Here is a 19371-nt window from a genome sequence, read left to right as displayed (position 1 = left end):
AGTCGCCAGCCTTATGTCATTCAAGTAAATTCCATCATTAGGAAAATCTAATCTGGAGTACTGACATGGCCGAAACAGTCATCAGCAGCAGCAAGAGCGCAAAAACGATTGTGGTAGTAGAAGGCGAAGCGTTTATTCGTGATGCCAGCGGTAAAACCACACCGATTGCTGCGGGCGATCAACTGCAGGAAGGCCAAGTTATCTTCACCTCGGCCAGCGGCCACGTCACGTTATTGCTACCTAATGGTCAAGTGATCGAGCTGGGCGCTGATCGCAGCCTGCTGCTCGATGGCGATTTGGCTGATACCCAACCGACTGATGCTACCGAGGCCAAAGTTGCCAATGCGGATGCTAGCGCAGATCAAATCATCAACGCGCTCAATCAAGGTAAAGACCTTTCCGATGAGCTAGAAGCTACTGCGGCTGGTTTGAATGGTGCTGGTGGTGAAGGCGAAGGCAGCGGCTTTGTGCGCCTGCTACGGATTGCCGAAAATGTTGATCCGGTGAGCTTTGATTTTGCCGGCACGCCAGCTGCCAATGATTTAGTCGTGCCAGTGGTTGCCGAAGCTGCGCCACAAATCGATGAGCCAGTAGTCAATAAAAAACCCGACTTCGTGGGCGGCAATGGTAATCCATTGGGTGATAATGTTAGCGTCACCACACCAGAAGATACGCCTGTGAGCGGGCGTTTGGCGGCGGTCGACCCCGATGGCGATGCCCTGACTTTCGGCAAAATCAGCGACCCTACGCATGGCTCCGTTGTGGTCCAGCCAGATGGTAGTTGGACTTATACGCCGAACAAAGACTACAACGGCCCAGATAGCTTCCAAGTTACAGTTTCAGATGGCAAAGGCGGTACCGATACGCTAACGGTCAACGTGGGCGTAACCCCCGTAAATGATGCGCCCGATGCGATTGACGACACCGCCAGCACCAACATCAATACCCCTGTGGTGAATATCAATGTACTCGGCAATGATAAAGACCTAGACGGCGATACCCTAACCGTAACCCGTGCCGAGTTGCAAGATCCAAGCAAAGGCAGCGTCACCATCAACGCAGATGGTACGCTCAATTTCGTTCCGGCTACCAATGTGCTTGGCCCGGTGGTCATCACCTACACCATCAGCGACGGCAAAGGCGGCACCGATACCGCCCAGCTCACCGTGAATGTCAGCGATGTTCCAACTCCTCCGATTTCGAAAATCGAAGTGGGTCAGCCTGGCCCGCAAGACGATAGCGTGGTGGAAGGCAATAAACTGGTCTTCAATGTCACCATTAGCGCAGCCAGCCCGAAAGTTGAAACCTACAGCTTCAAACTTGGTGGTGGCACTGCAGCAGAGGCTGATTTCGAACGCGGCAATCTGAGCTTTAGCAATGGCGTCACTTATGATGCGGCAAGCGGCAAAATTACGGTGCCTGCTGGTGTGACCACCTTTAGTGTGACGTTGCCGACGGTCGACGACAAACTGGTTGAAAGTAGCGAAAGCGTACCGCTGAATATTGGCGGTGTCAGCGCCACTGGCAACATCATCGACAACGACACACAAGGCATCACCATTGTGGGCGCCGGCAATGGCGCGGGCACCGGTGACACCGTCGTGTATGAAGGCAGCGCCGCCGTCTTCACAGTGAAACTCGATGCAGCCGCCAGCAGCGACACCACCGTGAAACTGAGCCTGACCACCACCGGTGGCGCAGGCCAAGCCAGCGCTGGCGACGTGGGCAGCTTGGAATACTTCAACGGCAGCAGCTGGACCCCCGTAGTGAATGGTCAAGTGACGATTCCAGCTGGCAGTACCAGCGTTCAAGTGCGCGTACCGACCACGGTGGACAGCGTATTTGAAGGCCCAGAAAACTTCACGCTCAACGCCAATGTGACTGGCGTAGGCAGTGCAAGCGGTACGGGCACGATCGTCGACGACGGCCGCACCGGCCCAACGCCACCAACTGGCACGCCAGACGACGACCGTCCGCACGTGAGCATTGCCGGTGTGACGGATGGTAAAGAAGCAGGCGCAGTCGGCATTGTGTACAGCCTGCACCTCGACCACGCCAGCACCACCGCCACTACGGTGACACTCGACCTTAAAAACGGCAGCGCCACCTTGGGCACCGACACTGGCGCAGTCGAAGTTAGCTACGACGGTGGCAAGACGTATGTGCCAGTGAGCGGCAACAGCATTAGCGTGCCAGCCAATACCACCGATGTTCTGGTGCGTGTGGCGGTCACCGACGACGCTCTGGTCGAAGGTACAGAAAACATCACCCTGGCGGTGAAAGGCCAATATGACAGCGCCTTCACCACGCCAGTGAACGGCAACATCATCGACAACGACACACAAGGCATCACCATTGTGGGCGCCGGCAATGGCGCGGGCACCGGTGACACCGTCGTGTATGAAGGCAGCGCCGCCGTCTTCACAGTGAAACTCGATGCAGCCGCCAGCAGCGACACCACCGTGAAACTGAGCCTGACCACCACCGGTGGCGCAGGCCAAGCCAGCGCTGGCGACGTGGGCAGCTTGGAATACTTCAACGGCAGCAGCTGGACCCCCGTAGTGAATGGTCAAGTGACGATTCCAGCTGGCAGTACCAGCGTTCAAGTGCGCGTACCGACCACGGTGGACAGCGTATTTGAAGGCCCAGAAAACTTCACGCTCAACGCCAATGTGACTGGCGTAGGCAGTGCAAGCGGTACGGGCACGATCGTCGACGACGGCCGCACCGGCCCAACGCCACCAACTGGCACGCCAGACGACGACCGTCCGCACGTGAGCATTGCCGGTGTGACGGATGGTAAAGAAGCAGGCGCAGTCGGCATTGTGTACAGCCTGCACCTCGACCACGCCAGCACCACCGCCACTACGGTGACACTCGACCTTAAAAACGGCAGCGCCACCTTGGGCACCGACACTGGCGCAGTCGAAGTTAGCTACGACGGTGGCAAGACGTATGTGCCAGTGAGCGGCAACAGCATTAGCGTGCCAGCCAATACCACCGATGTTCTGGTGCGTGTGGCGGTCACCGACGACGCTCTGGTCGAAGGTACAGAAAACATCACCCTGGCGGTGAAAGGCCAATATGACAGCGCCTTCACCACGCCAGTGAACGGCAACATCATCGACAACGACACACAAGGCATCACCATTGTGGGCGCCGGCAATGGCGCGGGCACCGGTGACACCGTCGTGTATGAAGGCAGCGCCGCCGTCTTCACAGTGAAACTCGATGCAGCCGCCAGCAGCGACACCACCGTGAAACTGAGCCTGACCACCACCGGTGGCGCAGGCCAAGCCAGCGCTGGCGACGTGGGCAGCTTGGAATACTTCAACGGCAGCAGCTGGACCCCCGTAGTGAATGGTCAAGTGACGATTCCAGCTGGCAGTACCAGCGTTCAAGTGCGCGTACCGACCACGGTGGACAGCGTATTTGAAGGCCCAGAAAACTTCACGCTCAACGCCAATGTGACTGGCGTAGGCAGTGCAAGCGGTACGGGCACGATCGTCGACGACGGCCGCACCGGCCCAACGCCACCAACTGGCACGCCAGACGACGACCGTCCGCACGTGAGCATTGCCGGTGTGACGGATGGTAAAGAAGCGGGCGCAGTCGGCATTGTGTACAGCCTGCACCTCGACCACGCCAGCACCACCGCCACTACGGTGACACTCGACCTTAAAAACGGCAGCGCCACCTTGGGCACCGACACCGGCGCAGTGGAAGTCAGCTACGACGGCGGCAAGACGTATGTGCCAGTGAGCGGCAACAGCATTAGCGTGCCAGCCAATACCACCGATGTTCTGGTGCGTGTGGCGGTCACCGACGACGCTCTGGTCGAAGGTACAGAAAACATCACCCTGGCGGTGAAAGGCCAATATGACAGCGCCTTCACCACGCCAGTGAACGGCAACATCATCGACAACGACACACAAGGCATCACCATTGTGGGCGCCGGCAATGGCGCGGGCACCGGTGACACCGTCGTGTATGAAGGCAGCGCCGCCGTCTTCACAGTGAAACTCGATGCAGCCGCCAGCAGCGACACCACCGTGAAACTGAGCCTGACCACCACCGGTGGCGCAGGCCAAGCCAGCGCTGGCGACGTGGGCAGCTTGGAATACTTCAACGGCAGCAGCTGGACCCCCGTAGTGAATGGTCAAGTGACGATTCCAGCTGGCAGTACCAGCGTTCAAGTGCGCGTACCGACCACGGTGGACAGCGTATTTGAAGGCCCAGAAAACTTCACGCTCAACGCCAATGTGACTGGCGTAGGCAGTGCAAGCGGTACGGGCACGATCGTCGACGACGGCCGCACCGGCCCAACGCCACCAACTGGCACGCCAGACGACGACCGTCCGCACGTGAGCATTGCCGGTGTGACGGATGGTAAAGAAGCGGGCGCAGTCGGCATTGTGTACAGCCTGCACCTCGACCACGCCAGCACCACCGCCACTACGGTGACACTCGACCTTAAAAACGGCAGCGCCACCTTGGGCACCGACACCGGCGCAGTGGAAGTCAGCTACGACGGCGGCAAGACGTATGTGCCAGTGAGCGGCAACAGCATTAGCGTGCCAGCCAATACCACCGATGTTCTGGTGCGTGTGGCGGTCACCGACGACGCTCTGGTCGAAGGTACAGAAAACATCACCCTGGCGGTGAAAGGCCAATATGACAGCGCCTTCACCACGCCAGTGAACGGCAACATCATCGACAACGACACACAAGGCATCACCATTGTGGGCGCCGGCAATGGCGCGGGCACCGGTGACACCGTCGTGTATGAAGGCAGCGCCGCCGTCTTCACAGTGAAACTCGATGCAGCCGCCAGCAGCGACACCACCGTGAAACTGAGCCTGACCACCACCGGTGGCGCAGGCCAAGCCAGCGCTGGCGACGTGGGCAGCTTGGAATACTTCAACGGCAGCAGCTGGACCCCCGTAGTGAATGGTCAAGTGACGATTCCAGCTGGCAGTACCAGCGTTCAAGTGCGCGTACCGACCACGGTGGACAGCGTATTTGAAGGCCCAGAAAACTTCACGCTCAACGCCAATGTGACTGGCGTAGGCAGTGCAAGCGGTACGGGCACGATCGTCGACGACGGCCGCACCGGCCCAACGCCACCAACTGGCACGCCAGACGACGACCGTCCGCACGTGAGCATTGCCGGTGTGACGGATGGTAAAGAAGCGGGCGCAGTCGGCATTGTGTACAGCCTGCACCTCGACCACGCCAGCACCACCGCCACTACGGTGACACTCGACCTTAAAAACGGCAGCGCCACCTTGGGCACCGACACCGGCGCAGTGGAAGTCAGCTACGACGGCGGCAAGACGTATGTGCCAGTGAGCGGCAACAGCATTAGCGTGCCAGCCAATACCACCGATGTTCTGGTGCGTGTGGCGGTCACCGACGACGCTCTGGTCGAAGGTACAGAAAACATCACCCTGGCGGTGAAAGGCCAATATGACAGCGCCTTCACCACGCCAGTGAACGGCAACATCATCGACAACGACACACAAGGCATCACCATTGTGGGCGCCGGCAATGGCGCGGGCACCGGTGACACCGTCGTGTATGAAGGCAGCGCCGCCGTCTTCACAGTGAAACTCGATGCAGCCGCCAGCAGCGACACCACCGTGAAACTGAGCCTGACCACCACCGGTGGCGCAGGCCAAGCCAGCGCTGGCGACGTGGGCAGCTTGGAATACTTCAACGGCAGCAGCTGGACCCCCGTAGTGAATGGTCAAGTGACGATTCCAGCTGGCAGTACCAGCGTTCAAGTGCGCGTACCGACCACGGTGGACAGCGTATTTGAAGGCCCAGAAAACTTCACGCTCAACGCCAATGTGACTGGCGTAGGCAGTGCAAGCGGTACGGGCACGATCGTCGACGACGGCCGCACCGGCCCAACGCCACCAACTGGCACGCCAGACGACGACCGTCCGCACGTGAGCATTGCCGGTGTGACGGATGGTAAAGAAGCGGGCGCAGTCGGCATTGTGTACAGCCTGCACCTCGACCACGCCAGCACCACCGCCACTACGGTGACACTCGACCTTAAAAACGGCAGCGCCACCTTGGGCACCGACACCGGCGCAGTGGAAGTCAGCTACGACGGCGGCAAGACGTATGTGCCAGTGAGCGGCAACAGCATTAGCGTGCCAGCCAATACCACCGATGTTCTGGTGCGTGTGGCGGTCACCGACGACGCCCTGGTCGAAGGTACAGAAAACATCACCCTGGCGGTGAAAGGCCAATATGACAGCGCCTTCACCACGCCAGTGAACGGCAACATCATCGACAACGACACACAAGGCATCACCATTGTGGGCGCCGGCAATGGCGCGGGCACCGGTGACACCGTCGTGTATGAAGGCAGCGCCGCCGTCTTCACAGTGAAACTCGATGCAGCCGCCAGCAGCGACACCACCGTGAAACTGAGCCTGACCACCACCGGTGGCGCAGGCCAAGCCAGCGCTGGCGACGTGGGCAGCTTGGAATACTTCAACGGCAGCAGCTGGACCCCCGTAGTGAATGGTCAAGTGACGATTCCAGCTGGCAGTACCAGCGTTCAAGTGCGCGTACCGACCACGGTGGACAGCGTATTTGAAGGCCCAGAAAACTTCACGCTCAACGCCAATGTGACTGGCGTAGGCAGTGCAAGCGGTACGGGCACGATCGTCGACGACGGCCGCACCGGCCCAACGCCACCAACTGGCACGCCAGACGACGACCGTCCGCACGTGAGCATTGCCGGTGTGACGGATGGTAAAGAAGCGGGCGCAGTCGGCATTGTGTACAGCCTGCACCTCGACCACGCCAGCACCACCGCCACTACGGTGACACTCGACCTTAAAAACGGCAGCGCCACCTTGGGCACCGACACCGGCGCAGTGGAAGTCAGCTACGACGGCGGCAAGACGTATGTGCCAGTGAGCGGCAACAGCATTAGCGTGCCAGCCAATACCACCGATGTTCTGGTGCGTGTGGCGGTCACCGACGACGCTCTGGTCGAAGGTACAGAAAACATCACCCTGGCGGTGAAAGGCCAATATGACAGCGCCTTCACCACGCCAGTGAACGGCAACATCATCGATAATGATTTCCGTCCTGATACGCAAGATGTAACGGCGACAGGATTGGAAGATGCTACTTCAATTGCAATTGTGCTGAAGGGTACTGATACGGATGGTACGGTTAGCAGCTTTAGCCTGAGTAATCTGCCTGCGAATGGTTTGCTGTATAAAGATGCGGCGATGACGCAGTTGGTGACCGCTGGCTCTGATCTGGCAGCCTCTGGTAATCAACTGACTTTGTACTTTAAGCCTAATGCCGATTGGAACGGCGTAAGCAATTTCCAATATGCGGCTAAAGATAATCAGGGCTTGGTGGACCTGACCCCTGCAACAGCAACCATCAATGTAACTGCCCTTAACGATGCACCAACTACCACCGGTGGTGCGGTGACTGGGGTTGAGGATACGGCGCTGGTTTCTGGCGGGGCCGCGTTGAATTGGGCAAGCTTTAATGTCAGCGATATTGATAGCGCCACAAGCAGCTTGGGGATCAAAATTATTGGTCTGCCAGCCGATGGCAAACTGCAGTATTTGAATGGTACGACCTGGCAGGATGTCGCTACTAATCAAGTGATTAGCAAAGCCGACATTGATGGCGGTAAATTGCGGTTTGTGCCAGATGTGAATGAGTCTGGTGTTGACGCAAATGGCGGCTCTGCTGCGGGTAATCTGCAATCGGATTATACGCGCTTCACCTATCAGGCCACGGATGGTGCCGCGAACAGCGCTACCGCTACGATGAAGATCGATATTACTCCGGTAGCAGATACGCCTTTGCTGACGCTAAGCAGCAACAATATCGTGATGCAAACTAACTTCCAGGAAGTGAATCTGGGTGGTGCAGGTTGGACTTCGACCGCTTCCGCTGGCAACCTGACCTCCACAGGTGGCGTGAAATGGCAGACCTCGAATGCAAGTGGCCAGATCGAAGTGGGTACTGAGGCCACTTATTTGGGCAACAGTAACACCAGCAATAAGGTGATTGAGCTAGAGCGCAATTCTGGTGATGCGTCGAATCTGTTTACCGATTTAACCGTGAAAGCGAATGAGGTTTACGAGCTCACACTGGATTATTCATCGCGCTTGAATGCAGCTGGGTCACAAATTGATGTCTACTGGGAAGGTGTGAAGGTGGCAACACTCGATAGTGTGTCGCCAGGGTTCCAAACCTTTACCTACAACTTTGTTGCTAGCAAAGATGGTACTGCGCGTCTGGAGTTTAAAGCCGCAGATCAAAACTCAACTGGCGGTGTGCTGGATAACCTGCAGTTGGTGAAAGTGCCGGATAACGTGGGGGTTGAGGATAACTGGATCAATCTGAACAAGATTAACGCCCAATTGCGTGATACTGATGGCTCGGAAACCCTGAGCGTATCTTTGGGTGGAGTTCCGGTTGGTGCTCAATTAAGCGACGGTACGCATACCTTTACTGCCACTGCTGGCTTAACTAGTTTCAACGCAGCGGGTTGGAATCTGGCCTCCTTGAAAATTCTGCCTCCACAGGATTTCAATGGCCAATTCAATTTGACGGTAACTGCAACCTCTACCGAGATCGCTAATGGTCAGCAAGCTAGTCAGACGATCAATCTGCCAGTTACCGTACTGGCGGCAAATGATCCGGCGGTGATTGGTGGTAAAGATACTGGTCAGGTGCAAGAAGATACTAATTTTGTAAATGGCCAGATCACCACGGGCGGCCAGCTGACCATCAGTGATGTGGATGGCACGGCTCAGCAAGCCTTCAAAGCGATTACTACGCCTGTTGCAGGTACGTATGGCTCGCTAACTATGGATGCAACTGGTAAGTGGACGTATACCCTCAATAATAATGCTTCAAATGTACAGGCCTTGAATACGAGTGATCACAAAGTTGAGACATTCACCGTGCAATCGGTGGATGGCACCAGCAAAACGATTACGGTGAATGTGGATGGCTTGGATGAACCTAACCGTCCTCCGGTCGTTGATTCACATGCCATCACAGCCAAAGAAGGCGTGCCGACTGCGTTAACGATTGTCGCACCCGTTGATCCAGATGGTGATGCGATGACCGTGACGATCACTGGTTTGCCAACGCAAGGATCCGTTTTGTTAGCTGATGGCACCCCTGTCAGCAATGGAATGACGCTGACTATTAGTCAGTTAACATCACTTAACTATCTGATGCCACCGGGTATTACCGCTAACGTTAATGTTGGGCAATTTACGTATAGCGTAAATGATGGCAAGGCTAGTACTGTGGGGCAGATTAATATCAATGTGCTTGATAATCTTGATATTGTCCAAGGTGGTGGTGGTAATGACCAAATTACGGTGCGTGATGGCGATACCGGAGCTGGTACGACCGTAGATTTAATGTTAGGTGCATACTTCGACCAGAACGGCTTGCCAGTTGGATCATCTCAACAGGTGAAAACAACCGCTGGAATTGATCAGGTATTCAGTTCAGGCTCATCAAATGATTATATTGATGCTGGGGCTGGTAATGATGTTATTTTCCTTGGCGAGACTCAACCAAATAATACGAGTGATAAATCACAAAGCTTTATTCTTGCCGATGGGCTGATGAATGTCGCGCTTGGGGCTGACAACTCAAATCAACTGATGTTGACCACTAAACATGAATTGTCATCGGCCGCTAAAACATCTGCCGAATGGGCTGATATTGCCCACGGTGGTGCGGGTGACGACACAATTTATGGTCAAGGCGGTACTGATATGCTATTTGGCGGTACCGGTAACGATAAATTGTTTGGTGGTGTTTCTGCAGATGGTTTGCGTGGTGGTGAAGGCAATGATTTATTGGTCGGAGGCCAGGGGGACGACGTCCTGCGCGGCGACGTTGGATCGGATGTATTTAAATGGAATCTAGGTGATCAAGGCACGGCTGGCGCGCCAGCCCGTGACATCATTATGGACTTTAATAATGCCAAATCCGGTAATGTTGCTGGTGATGTTGATAAGCTGGATCTGCGTGATCTGCTGCAAGGCGAAAACAGCGGCACCTTGACGCAATATCTGCATTTCGAGAAGTCAGGTAGTGACACCATTGTGCACGTAAGTAGCAAAGGTGAATTTAGCGGTAGCAACTGGGCTGTTAAAGAAGATCAGATTATTACCTTGCAGGGGGTCGATTTGACCACGGCAGGTAATGATCAGGCGATCATTAATGACTTGTTGAAAAACGGTAAGTTAATCACTGATTAATTGCCAGTGCTGCACCCGTATTTTAAATAGGCCAACGGTTTCGTTGGCCTATTTGATTACCTGACAGCGAAAGAGTTAATCGACGATATATTGGATGCACCGAGCGGTGCTTATGGCTAGCTGCGTAAATGTCGCGAGCGTTCCGTAAATAAGCTGTGCGTTTGATTGGCTAATTGGTGTATTTCCGGCTGAAGCAGTTAAACTAGGGCTATCCAGCATGGTGTTTACACATTTTCTGGCTTATATACCAATAAGCGCATTATTAATGAAGGGTTTAGGATGAAATTTAAACTGATTGCCGCGATGGTGATAACTGCCATTACTCCAGCTAGCTTTGCCGCCAGCAGCCTCAAAGACGCCGTCGAGCAAACTGTCCTTAAAAACCCCGAAGTACGCGCTAAATGGCTCAGCTACAAAGCCTCTGGCGAAGAACAAAATGTCGCCAAGGGTAATTACTATCCCCGCGTTGATCTGAACGCCTACACCGGCTACGAAAAGCAAGAACGTCCTTATGCCAATAAGGGCGATAGCGCCTTTAACCACTATGGCGTCAGCCTCGAACTACGCCAGATGCTGTTTGATGGCTTTGCCACCCAAACCGAAGTGCGTCGCCTCGGCTATGGCAAACTGACCCGTTATTACGAATTACTCGCCGCCAGCGATATGGCGGCGCTGGAAACCGTCAACGCTTATCTCGATGTGCTGCGCTATCGGGAACTGGTGGAGTTGGCTAAAGAAAACTACGCCATTCACAAAGAAACCTACGATCAAATTGCCGAGCGGGTAAATGCCGGCGTGGGTCGTCGCGTCGATCTGGAAACCGCGACAGGCCGTTTGGCACTGGCTGAATCCAATTGGCTAACGCAAGCATCGAATCTACACGATGTGTCTACGCGCTATGAGCGCCTAACGGGCCTGCCACCTGAGGCAGATATGCCCAAACCCAGCAACCTCGCCAATGCTTTGCCCGGTGATGTGAATGCCTTGAAAGCTCTGCTGGGCAACAATCCGCAATTCAAAGCGGCGGTTTACAACATTCGCGCGGCGCGTGCGGATGCAGAAAACAAGAAGAGCGATTACTACCCGACCTTCGAACTACGCGCCAGCCAAGGCCTTGATAAAAACCGCGACAACATCGACGGCACTTACAAAGATGGCGTGGTGCAATTGGTGATGAATTACAACCTGTTCCGCGGCGGTGCCACCCAAGCCCGTGCCAGCCAATATGCCGAGCAGCTCAATATTGCCTACGAATTGCGTGACAAAACCTGCCGCGATATTCGTCAAACCACACAAATCGCGTGGAACGACACCTTCCGCTTGAAAGAGCAGCTGGGTTACCTTGACCAGCACGCCTTGGCCACAGAAAAATCGCGTGACGCCTTCCGTCGTCAATTTGATATCGGCCAGCGTTCATTGCTCGACGTTCTCGATACTGAAAACGAATTGTTCGAAGCCAAAATTGCGTTGGTGAAAGGCGATTACGATTATCAGCTCTCGCACGCGCGCGTACTGGCACAAACTCACCAATTGCTCGCCGCGTTGCAACTCTCGCCACTGGAAAGCACTGGCCCTGAAGATAATTTGGGTGACAACGTCACCGACGACGAGCGCATTGCCTGCTCGGGCGCGATGATTGAAAGCGTGAAACTGGATCGCGACGCCGTGATGGCCGCACGTCCCCCGCGCGCCGCCACACCCGTACCGACACCGGAAGCCAAGCCAGCCACTGGCGCCGCCACTTGCGACAAAGCCATCACCGACCTGGTCGGCAACTGGTCCGCCGCATGGTCAGGCAAGCAGCTCGATACCTACCTGAGCTTCTACGCCCAGAAATTTGAAGCCAGCGGTGGCCGCACGCGTGCTGATTGGGAAGCCAAACGCCGTGCTCGCGTGAGCAAAGAGGGCAGCATTACGCTCAAGCTGGACAACCAGACTTGCACGATGAGCGGCAAAGAGCGAGGCGAAGTGACCTTTACACAGAACTACAGCTCAAAAGACTACAGCGATACCGTGCAGAAAACACTGGAGCTGGTACAAGAAGGCGGCAAATGGAAGATCAGCCGTGAGCGTGTGACCAGCGGGCGTACTGAGTAATATACATACGGGTTGTATTTGTCTAAAAGCTATTTAATTTATTGGTTTAGAGGCTATACCCTTGAATGGCTCACCAAATTGGTGAGCCATTTTTATTGTCACCAATGCAATCTGTTACCATCGCGGCAATTGCATCAAGATATTGGCTTATGAAACTGAATATCATCGCCGTCGGCCACAAAATGCCGGATTGGATTAGTGAAGGCTACAACGAATTTGCCAAGCGCATGCCGCGCGACTTCGCGCTGACGCTAACTGAACTCAAGCCCGATAAGCGCATCAGTGCGCGCACGCCGCAGCAGGTAATGGCCGAGGAGGCCGAGCGTATTTTGGCTGCGATTCCGAACGACGCACGCGTGCTGGCGATGGACGAACGCGGCGCGAATTGGACGACGATGAAGCTGGCTGAAAATATGAAGCAATGGCAAATCGACGGCCGCGAAACGGTGTTTATCATCGGTGGCACCGACGGCCTTGATCCAAAAATCAAGCAACGCGCCGATCAATTACTCCAGCTGTCGGCGATGACGCTGCCGCACGGCATGGTGCGCGTGATGCTGGCCGAGCAGCTGTACCGCGCCGTATCCATTTTGAATAATCATCCTTATCACCGCGAATAATGACCCAACTCTATCTGGCTTCCGGCAGCCCACGCCGTAAAGAATTGCTGGCGCAAACTGGCGTGATTTTCGAGCGCATTGCCGCGCCGATCGATGAAACCCCGTTACCGAACGAAAACCCGCGCGACTATGTGATCCGCATGGCGGTCGAAAAAGCAGAATCGGGTTGGCGGCATTTACTGCAGATGGGCTTGGCGCTGAAACCGGTACTGGCGTCCGACACCTCGGTGGTATTGGGCGATGAAATTTTAGGCAAGCCGCTCGATGCAGCCGATGCTACTGCGATGCTGAAAAAACTATCGGGTTCCACGCACGAAGTGCTGACGAGCTTGGCACTGCGCACCGAAGGTGGCGTAGAAACCATGCTGAACGTGAGCCGCGTAACATTTGCAGCTCTGACCGATGCGCAAATCGCTGCGTATGTCGCCAGTGGCGAGCCGATGGATAAAGCCGGTGCCTATGGTATTCAAGGTGTGGGTGGTTTGTTTGTGGCGCATTTAGATGGCAGCTATACCGGCGTGATGGGCTTGCCATTGTATGAAACGGCGCAATTGCTTGCAAAGCAAGGCTTGGGTTTTATGGCAGCCTAAGTGTTTTGTCATATACATACTGGCGTATATGCTTGTGAAGCTTTTAAATACTAACTATTAACGATATACCTAATAAGGAATGATCATGGCTAACCATGTTTTTGAATTGCGTAACGAACACATTGCACTCTGCGATTTACTTAAAGCCGTATCAATTGCGCCATCCGGTGGCATCGCCAAAATGATGATCGCCGCGGGTGATGTGCAAGTGGACGGCCAAGTTGATACCCGCAAAACCGCCAAAATTCGCGTGGGTATGGTCGTGAGTGTGATGGGGGAGACTATTTCTGTAGTGGCGGCCTAATTGTTTGCTTAATTTGGCCAGCTTGACTTGCTAGTAGATTACATTTTGTGAGCACGCATAGAAAATTCTGACGATTACTTCGAGTAAGCCGAATATTCCTTCCGGTATCTCTCACCTACACTAAGCATCGTAATCGCCGTGAACGATCACGGCGAAAATATAAAACGAAAGCAAGGAGAGGGAAATGAATGGATTGCGTGATATTCGATTCGTTGGTGGTGTGGCGATATTGATCGGTATGGGCTTTGCGCTGAATACTTTTGTGGCTTCGGTGGCGGCTAATCACGTTGGGGTTGAGTTCAATCGTATTGATGGCAAGGTCGAGCCGACCCCATTATCCAGCGGTTGGCATATTATTGGCATTGGCACTAGCGTGGTTGAGTTTCCGACCTTTACGCAAACCTACACGTGGACACAATCTAAAACCGAAGGATCGGGTGCGGATGAGTCGATGAATTTCCAAGTGGCATCCGGGGTGGTGATCAATGCCGACATCAGCATTTCATACAGTATTGATTCGAGCAAAGCACCCGTGCTGTACCAGAAATACAAACGCGGTTATGAGGAAATCACCAGCCAGATTATCCGCAACGCGATTCGTAATGCGCTCAATAGCTACGGTACGGCTTACGATGCGGAAGGCCTGCTGGCTGGCGGCAAGATTCGTCTTGCGGAACAAGTTCGCGCCAAGATTAATCAGGAAATGAATCAATACGGTATCGTGGTTGAGCAATTTGGTTTTGTGAACGAAATGCGCTTACCGCCCAATATTCAAAACGCGATCAATGCCAAGATTCAAGCCACGCAAGAGGCGCTGCAATCAGAAGCTTTGCTGCGCAAAAACCAAGCCGATGCAGCCAATGCGGTCGCGGTCGCGAAAGGTAAAGCTGAAGCGAAAATCGCCGAAGCCGAGGGCGATGCCAAGGCACTGGAAGTGGTCGGTGAGGCGATCAAGAAATACGGCGCACAAGCGGCGCAGGTGAAAAACCAGACGCTGTGGATCGAGAAGTGGGACGGTAAATTGCCAACGACCAGCTTAGGTGCCAATACCAATGCGATGGTTAATGTGAACTAAGTACCTTAAGGCCGCAATAACAATACCCCAGTAACTATTGAGTGACTGGGGTATTTGATTTTGAACTTTAATAAATATCGGTTTTGAATGTATACCTATTCCAGTATCCCTTCGGCCACAGTACCCCACGGGCTATCTTCAACAAAGACCTTTTGCCCTTTAAACTTCAGCTTCAAGCTGTAATGCACAAATTCTTCGGGCGGGAAGCTTTCGATCAACAGCGTTGTTTTATCTAGCCATTGCATGCGCGATGCGACCAAGCTGTCTGGCGCCGATTTGCGCCATTCATCGTTGATCGGATATTGAAACGTAGAATATTTCCATTCCCCCGCAAAACCAGTCGGAATTTTTTCGGTAAATTGAGGTGTATCTTTGGGCCGAAATTCAATCGTCATTTGTTCTTTATCGAGACTGAATTTGAGTTTGGAGAGCCAAAAATCATTAAAACGAATCGATTTATTGTGTAGCGTCTTTTCCAGGGGTGAGTGCAAAGTGCTTGCCGCCACACCTTTTTCAAATTGGCTGATCTGCGCTGCTAATTGTTGCGTTGCGGCTGGATCGCTGGCAGCGGATGAGTCGCTTTGTAAAAAGCGCTGATGCAGCTGATCAAGCCCGATCGCGTCCATTTCGGAGAGTGAATTTTTGGCCGTCATCACCATCGTGATGTTTTCTTTGGGGAAGACCGCAATCGTTTGGCCACCCCAGCCGAGTGCAGCATACCAGCCCTTGCCGACCCACCACTGTGCGCCGTAGGCCGGGATGTTAGAAAATTTACCCACCGTGGCTACTCGCGGTTGCGTACTGTAGGTAATCCACTGTTGAGGAATGATTTGCTGGCCTTGCCACTTTCCTTGTTGGCGAAACAGTTCGCCAAATTTGAGCATATCGTGCGGCAAAATATACAGACCACGGCCGCCACCATATTGGCCATCTTTGTTTTGCACCCAACGGGTGTTTTGAATCGCCAGCGGCTTAAATAATTTGAGTTCGGCGTAATCCGCTAATGGCATACCAGTGGCCGCGCTAATCAATGCGCCGAGCAAATCTGATTCGGCGCTGTTGTAGGTAAATTGGCCTACTTTGTCGGGGTTGATTGGATAGCTTAAATACGCTTTGATCCAATCATCGGCCTGACGTACTTTGTTCCAATCATTGAGGGCGCTACCAAAGTACTCGCTTTTCCATTCAACGCCGGTCGACATGCTGGCTAATTTTTCAACCGTTAGGATGTTGGCGTTTGGCAAGTCAGCGTACTGCGGCAGGATGTCGGCGACGGTGTTGTTCAGTTTGATTTTGCCTTCGCCAATCGCGATGCCGAGTAAGGCCGAAACGACGCTTTTGGTCGCGGAATTAACCTGATGCACGATGTCGCTGCGATTGGGCGCGGCGTAGGCTTCGAGCACGATCTGGCCATTGCGGGCGACGATCACGCTATCGACATTGGTGCCCGGTGTTTGCAAATACTTCATCATATTGGCCAATTTGGCCGAGCTGAGCCCTTCGCTTTCTGGGCTGACATGATCGAGGGATGCGGCAAAGCTGGTGTGTGCGCACAGAAGAGCAAATGCACTGGCAATACGGAAGGGCTTCATCGGCAAAGGCTCTTTGGCTGTCATTAAGATTGCTCAGATATTTTATCGGGTTTAATGATTTCAGCAATGTAGGTTTGCAGATTCAATTGATCACGCCAATTTGGTGGCTTTTTAGTGGCAGGCACAGTTTGGTGGGGCAATAATACTGCTCAAATAGCAGCAAGCTAGCCAATCGCGGCTGGCTAGCTTGTGATTCTGCTTTTAAATACAGGATATTTTTGTAAAAACGATGTTTCAATTAGCCTGTAACGCGATACACCTGTCCAGTTTGTTTGCCTTCGACGCTTTTGCTAAACGCGCGGGCGACTTTGGTTGCGGCGACGGATTCAAAACCACGGAAGAAGGGGCCGTAACTGGCTAATGATTCGGTCAGTACGGTTGGGCTTACGGCATTGATGCGCAGGCTCCGTGTTAGTTCGATCGCAGCGCTAATCACAAAGCCATCAATACCGGCATTGACCATACTGGCGCTGCTACCGTACACAATCGGATCGTGCGACAGAATGCCACTGGTTAAGGTAAAGCTGCCGCCGTCATTCAGTACATGTTGCCCCGCCAATACCAGATTAATCTGCCCCATTAATTTGTCGGCTAGCCCGATGCCCATTAATTCGGGCGTCATCTCGGCCAGCGCGCCAAAGTGCACATTGCCGGCAGCCGAAATCACCGCGTCTACAGCGCCCACTTGTGCATACATGGCTTGTACGCTGCTAAAGTCTTTCAGATCGACCCGCACATCGCCGCTATTGCGACCGGCGGTGATGATGTCGTGACGTGGGGCGAGCTCTTGGGTGATGGCCTGGCCAATGGTACCGTTAGCGCCGATTAGTAGAATTTTCATTTTAAGTACTCCAGGTAGTTTGCAAGCAATGAAGCCATATTACGCCGCGACAATGACCTGATAAACTAGGCTAAAATGGATTGATTGTTTACTTTTTGGAAACAAAATGCAGCCGATGTGGGGTGATCTGCAGCAACAATGGCCGTGGGCAATGGCTTATGCGGCGGTGGTGGAACACGGTGGTTTTACTGCTGCAGCCAAGGTCTTGGGTGTGTCGAAGGCTTTACTCAGCAAACAAGTTCAGCAACTCGAGCGCAGTCTGGGTACGCAGCTGTTGTACCGTACCACCCGCAAGCTGCATCTCACCGAGGCCGGTCAGCTGTATCTGGCGCATTGTCGTGATTGGCAAACCCGCTTGCAGGCGGCTAATGTCGAGCTAGCTGAGCAAGGCCAACAGGTGAGTGGTCATTTGCGGCTGACGGTGCCTACGAGCTTTGGTGGGGTATTTATGGCCACCGCATTAATGGCATTTCGCCAGCAATACCCGCAGATTACCGTCGAGCTGGATCTATCCACGGTACCGCGTGATTTAGAGGCCGAAGGCTATGATTTGGCGATACGGGCCAATTTACCACCTCCAGAGCGGCTGATTTGTCGGCCGCTGGCACTTGTGCATGATTGGCTGGTGGCTTCGCCCGAATGTTTGGCGCAGCAGGCGGCGATAACCCAGCCACAAGATTTGGCACAGGTGCCGTGTTTATTAAACATGCATTTTCCTCAAGCCCAAATTTGGGAGTTGAGCCGCGCTGGACAATTGCAGCATGTGACGGTGCAAGCGCCGTTTCAGGCCAATGATTATGCGCTGATTCGAAATTTTGCTTTGCTCGGTGCCGGTGTAGCACGCTTGCCCGGTTATCTGGTGGGCGCTGATGTGGCGGCAGGCCGTCTGATTCGGGTCTTGCCCGATTATCAATTACGGGGATTGGCGATGTATATGATTTACCCGCAGCGTTTACCGCAGCCAGCGAAGGTCAGGGCCTTAGTTGATTTTCTGGCGCGGTGGTTTGCGGCTCCTGCCCAAGCGCAGCTATTGAGCTAAAGCCTATGCAGGCGGCTGTGCCAGATAGACAAAAGCCAGACAAGGCACACCGTGCGCTGTCTGGCTTTTGGAGATGACTTGAACAGGGGTTGCGACTATTCAACCATCTCTTTGTAGGCGTACCACGTAGCGTGACCCAGTAATGGGAAGATGACAATCAACCCCACTAGATAGGTGGCAAAGCCAATCGCAGTGAGTATCACGATGAGTGCCGCCCAGATTGCCATTGTGCTGATATTTTCAGCCACAGCGCGCAGGCTAGTCATCATGGCCGTTACGCTATCGACCTCGCGGTCTGCCAGCATTGGGATGGATACTGCCGTGAAGGCAAATACAAAGCAGGCTAATAAAAATCCAGCCGCGCCCCATACCAGAGTGAAATTAAGGTATTCGCCGGTAAAGGCCTCAATGAGTGGCATACCAGCAGGTACCTGCCCACCGTATAGTAGGGCAAACAGTATCGCTGACACGCGCTCCCATGCGATAGCCACCATGCCCAGAATCACCCCCAGAAAGGCAACTTGGCTTAGGTTTTTACCCGCATCGTGCAGTGACTGCATGAAAGAAGTTTCACGCCCTTCTTCCCGTTCGCTGGTGAGCTCGTAGATTCCAGCAGCAGCCAGTGGTGATAGCAATAGAAAACCTGTAATCAGCGTGGCAAAGAAATGCCCGTGCTGATCAACCAATGATAATAAGAGCCAGCCCACTGCAGTAATAATGCCACCATAGGTCAAGCTAGGCCCGGGGTGTTGTAGTAGATCAGCCAGACCCATTTTTAACCAAGCGATGGGCCGATCAGCGCCCACTTTACGCGTTTTTGGCAAGGTAAAGTGTTGATCTAATTCGGAAAGATGCATGTCCATGATCCTTCTCCCTGCGCGAGTGGTAATGATTCTTGTTAGACTGTTTTTGTCTGAAGTGTTT

General features: G+C 53.9%; 10 protein-coding genes. 7 read left to right on the top strand and 3 right to left on the bottom strand.

All coding sequences use genetic code 11. The features are described from left to right. Positions 1-65: 65 nt before the first annotated feature. The 6 genes from HZU75_RS07540 (at position 66) to HZU75_RS07515 (ending at position 14975) form a co-directional block, all read left to right on the top strand. Positions 66-10289 carry a retention module-containing protein gene (locus HZU75_RS07540; protein WP_180308519.1) on the top strand — a complete coding sequence of 3408 codons (10224 nt, stop codon included), beginning with the start codon at positions 66-68 and terminating at the stop codon, positions 10287-10289. Between the two features lie 279 nt (positions 10290-10568). Further along, the gene (locus HZU75_RS07535) at positions 10569-12386 is read left to right on the top strand and encodes a TolC family outer membrane protein (protein WP_180308518.1); all 1818 of its coding nucleotides are present in this window, start codon (positions 10569-10571) and stop codon (positions 12384-12386) included. A 149-nt stretch (positions 12387-12535) separates the two neighbouring features. Continuing rightward, positions 12536-13006, top strand: coding sequence for a 23S rRNA (pseudouridine(1915)-N(3))-methyltransferase RlmH (gene rlmH / locus HZU75_RS07530; RefSeq protein ID WP_180308517.1), 471 nt, complete (start codon positions 12536-12538; stop codon positions 13004-13006). Beyond that, entirely contained in the window at positions 13006-13596 is a 591-nt protein-coding gene (locus HZU75_RS07525; protein ID WP_180308516.1) for a Maf family protein, read from the top strand. Before rlmH ends, HZU75_RS07525 begins: the two co-directional genes overlap by 1 nt. Positions 13597-13681: 85 nt before the next feature. Then, positions 13682-13900 carry an RNA-binding S4 domain-containing protein gene (locus HZU75_RS07520; protein WP_180308515.1) on the top strand — a complete coding sequence of 73 codons (219 nt, stop codon included), beginning with the start codon at positions 13682-13684 and terminating at the stop codon, positions 13898-13900. Positions 13901-14084: 184 nt separating this feature from the next. After that, entirely contained in the window at positions 14085-14975 is an 891-nt protein-coding gene (locus HZU75_RS07515; protein WP_180308514.1) for an SPFH domain-containing protein, read from the top strand. A gap of 95 nt (positions 14976-15070) precedes the next feature. Here the strand turns inward: HZU75_RS07515 and HZU75_RS07510 are convergent, their stop codons facing one another. Both HZU75_RS07510 and HZU75_RS07505 read right to left on the bottom strand, forming a co-directional pair. Next, a complete protein-coding gene (locus HZU75_RS07510; RefSeq protein ID WP_180308513.1) occupies positions 15071-16591 on the bottom strand; it encodes a serine hydrolase domain-containing protein in 1521 nt (506 codons plus the stop codon). A gap of 214 nt (positions 16592-16805) precedes the next feature. After that, positions 16806-17408 (bottom strand): short chain dehydrogenase, encoded by a 603-nt coding sequence (locus HZU75_RS07505; RefSeq protein ID WP_180308512.1) that lies wholly within the window; start codon positions 17406-17408, stop codon positions 16806-16808. A 106-nt stretch (positions 17409-17514) separates the two neighbouring features. Here HZU75_RS07505 and HZU75_RS07500 point away from each other — a divergent pair, with 106 nt between their 5' ends. Further along, positions 17515-18447: a LysR family transcriptional regulator gene (locus HZU75_RS07500; protein WP_180308511.1), complete on the top strand. Its 933-nt coding sequence runs from the start codon at positions 17515-17517 to the stop codon at positions 18445-18447. A gap of 95 nt (positions 18448-18542) precedes the next feature. On the opposite strand, the gene HZU75_RS07495 is transcribed toward HZU75_RS07500, so the two are convergent. Then, on the bottom strand, positions 18543-19310 hold the full coding sequence (locus HZU75_RS07495) for a DUF2189 domain-containing protein (RefSeq protein ID WP_180308510.1): 768 nt from the start codon (positions 19308-19310) through the stop codon (positions 18543-18545). Positions 19311-19371 lie beyond the last annotated feature (61 nt).

This window comes from Chitinibacter fontanus (assembly GCF_013423785.1).
Lineage (GTDB): Bacteria > Pseudomonadota > Gammaproteobacteria > Burkholderiales > Chitinibacteraceae > Chitinibacter > Chitinibacter fontanus.
The sequence above is the reverse complement of the archived record's forward strand: the minus strand, read 5'-3'. Positions and strand labels throughout refer to the sequence as shown.

Excerpts from the sequence above, each read along its gene's own strand:
- HZU75_RS07540 (WP_180308519.1), top strand. The coding sequence starts at position 66 with ATGGCCGAAACAGTCATCAGCAGCAGCAAGAGCGCAAAAACGATTGTG.
- HZU75_RS07525 (WP_180308516.1), top strand. The coding sequence starts at position 13,006 with ATGACCCAACTCTATCTGGCTTCCGGCAGCCCACGCCGTAAAGAATTG.
- HZU75_RS07495 (WP_180308510.1), bottom strand. The coding sequence starts at position 19,310 with ATGGACATGCATCTTTCCGAATTAGATCAACACTTTACCTTGCCAAAA.
- rlmH (WP_180308517.1), top strand. The coding sequence starts at position 12,536 with ATGAAACTGAATATCATCGCCGTCGGCCACAAAATGCCGGATTGGATT.
- HZU75_RS07535 (WP_180308518.1), top strand. The coding sequence starts at position 10,569 with ATGAAATTTAAACTGATTGCCGCGATGGTGATAACTGCCATTACTCCA.
- HZU75_RS07520 (WP_180308515.1), top strand. The coding sequence starts at position 13,682 with ATGGCTAACCATGTTTTTGAATTGCGTAACGAACACATTGCACTCTGC.
- HZU75_RS07500 (WP_180308511.1), top strand. The coding sequence starts at position 17,515 with ATGCAGCCGATGTGGGGTGATCTGCAGCAACAATGGCCGTGGGCAATG.
- HZU75_RS07510 (WP_180308513.1), bottom strand. The coding sequence starts at position 16,591 with ATGACAGCCAAAGAGCCTTTGCCGATGAAGCCCTTCCGTATTGCCAGT.
- HZU75_RS07505 (WP_180308512.1), bottom strand. The coding sequence starts at position 17,408 with ATGAAAATTCTACTAATCGGCGCTAACGGTACCATTGGCCAGGCCATC.
- HZU75_RS07515 (WP_180308514.1), top strand. The coding sequence starts at position 14,085 with ATGAATGGATTGCGTGATATTCGATTCGTTGGTGGTGTGGCGATATTG.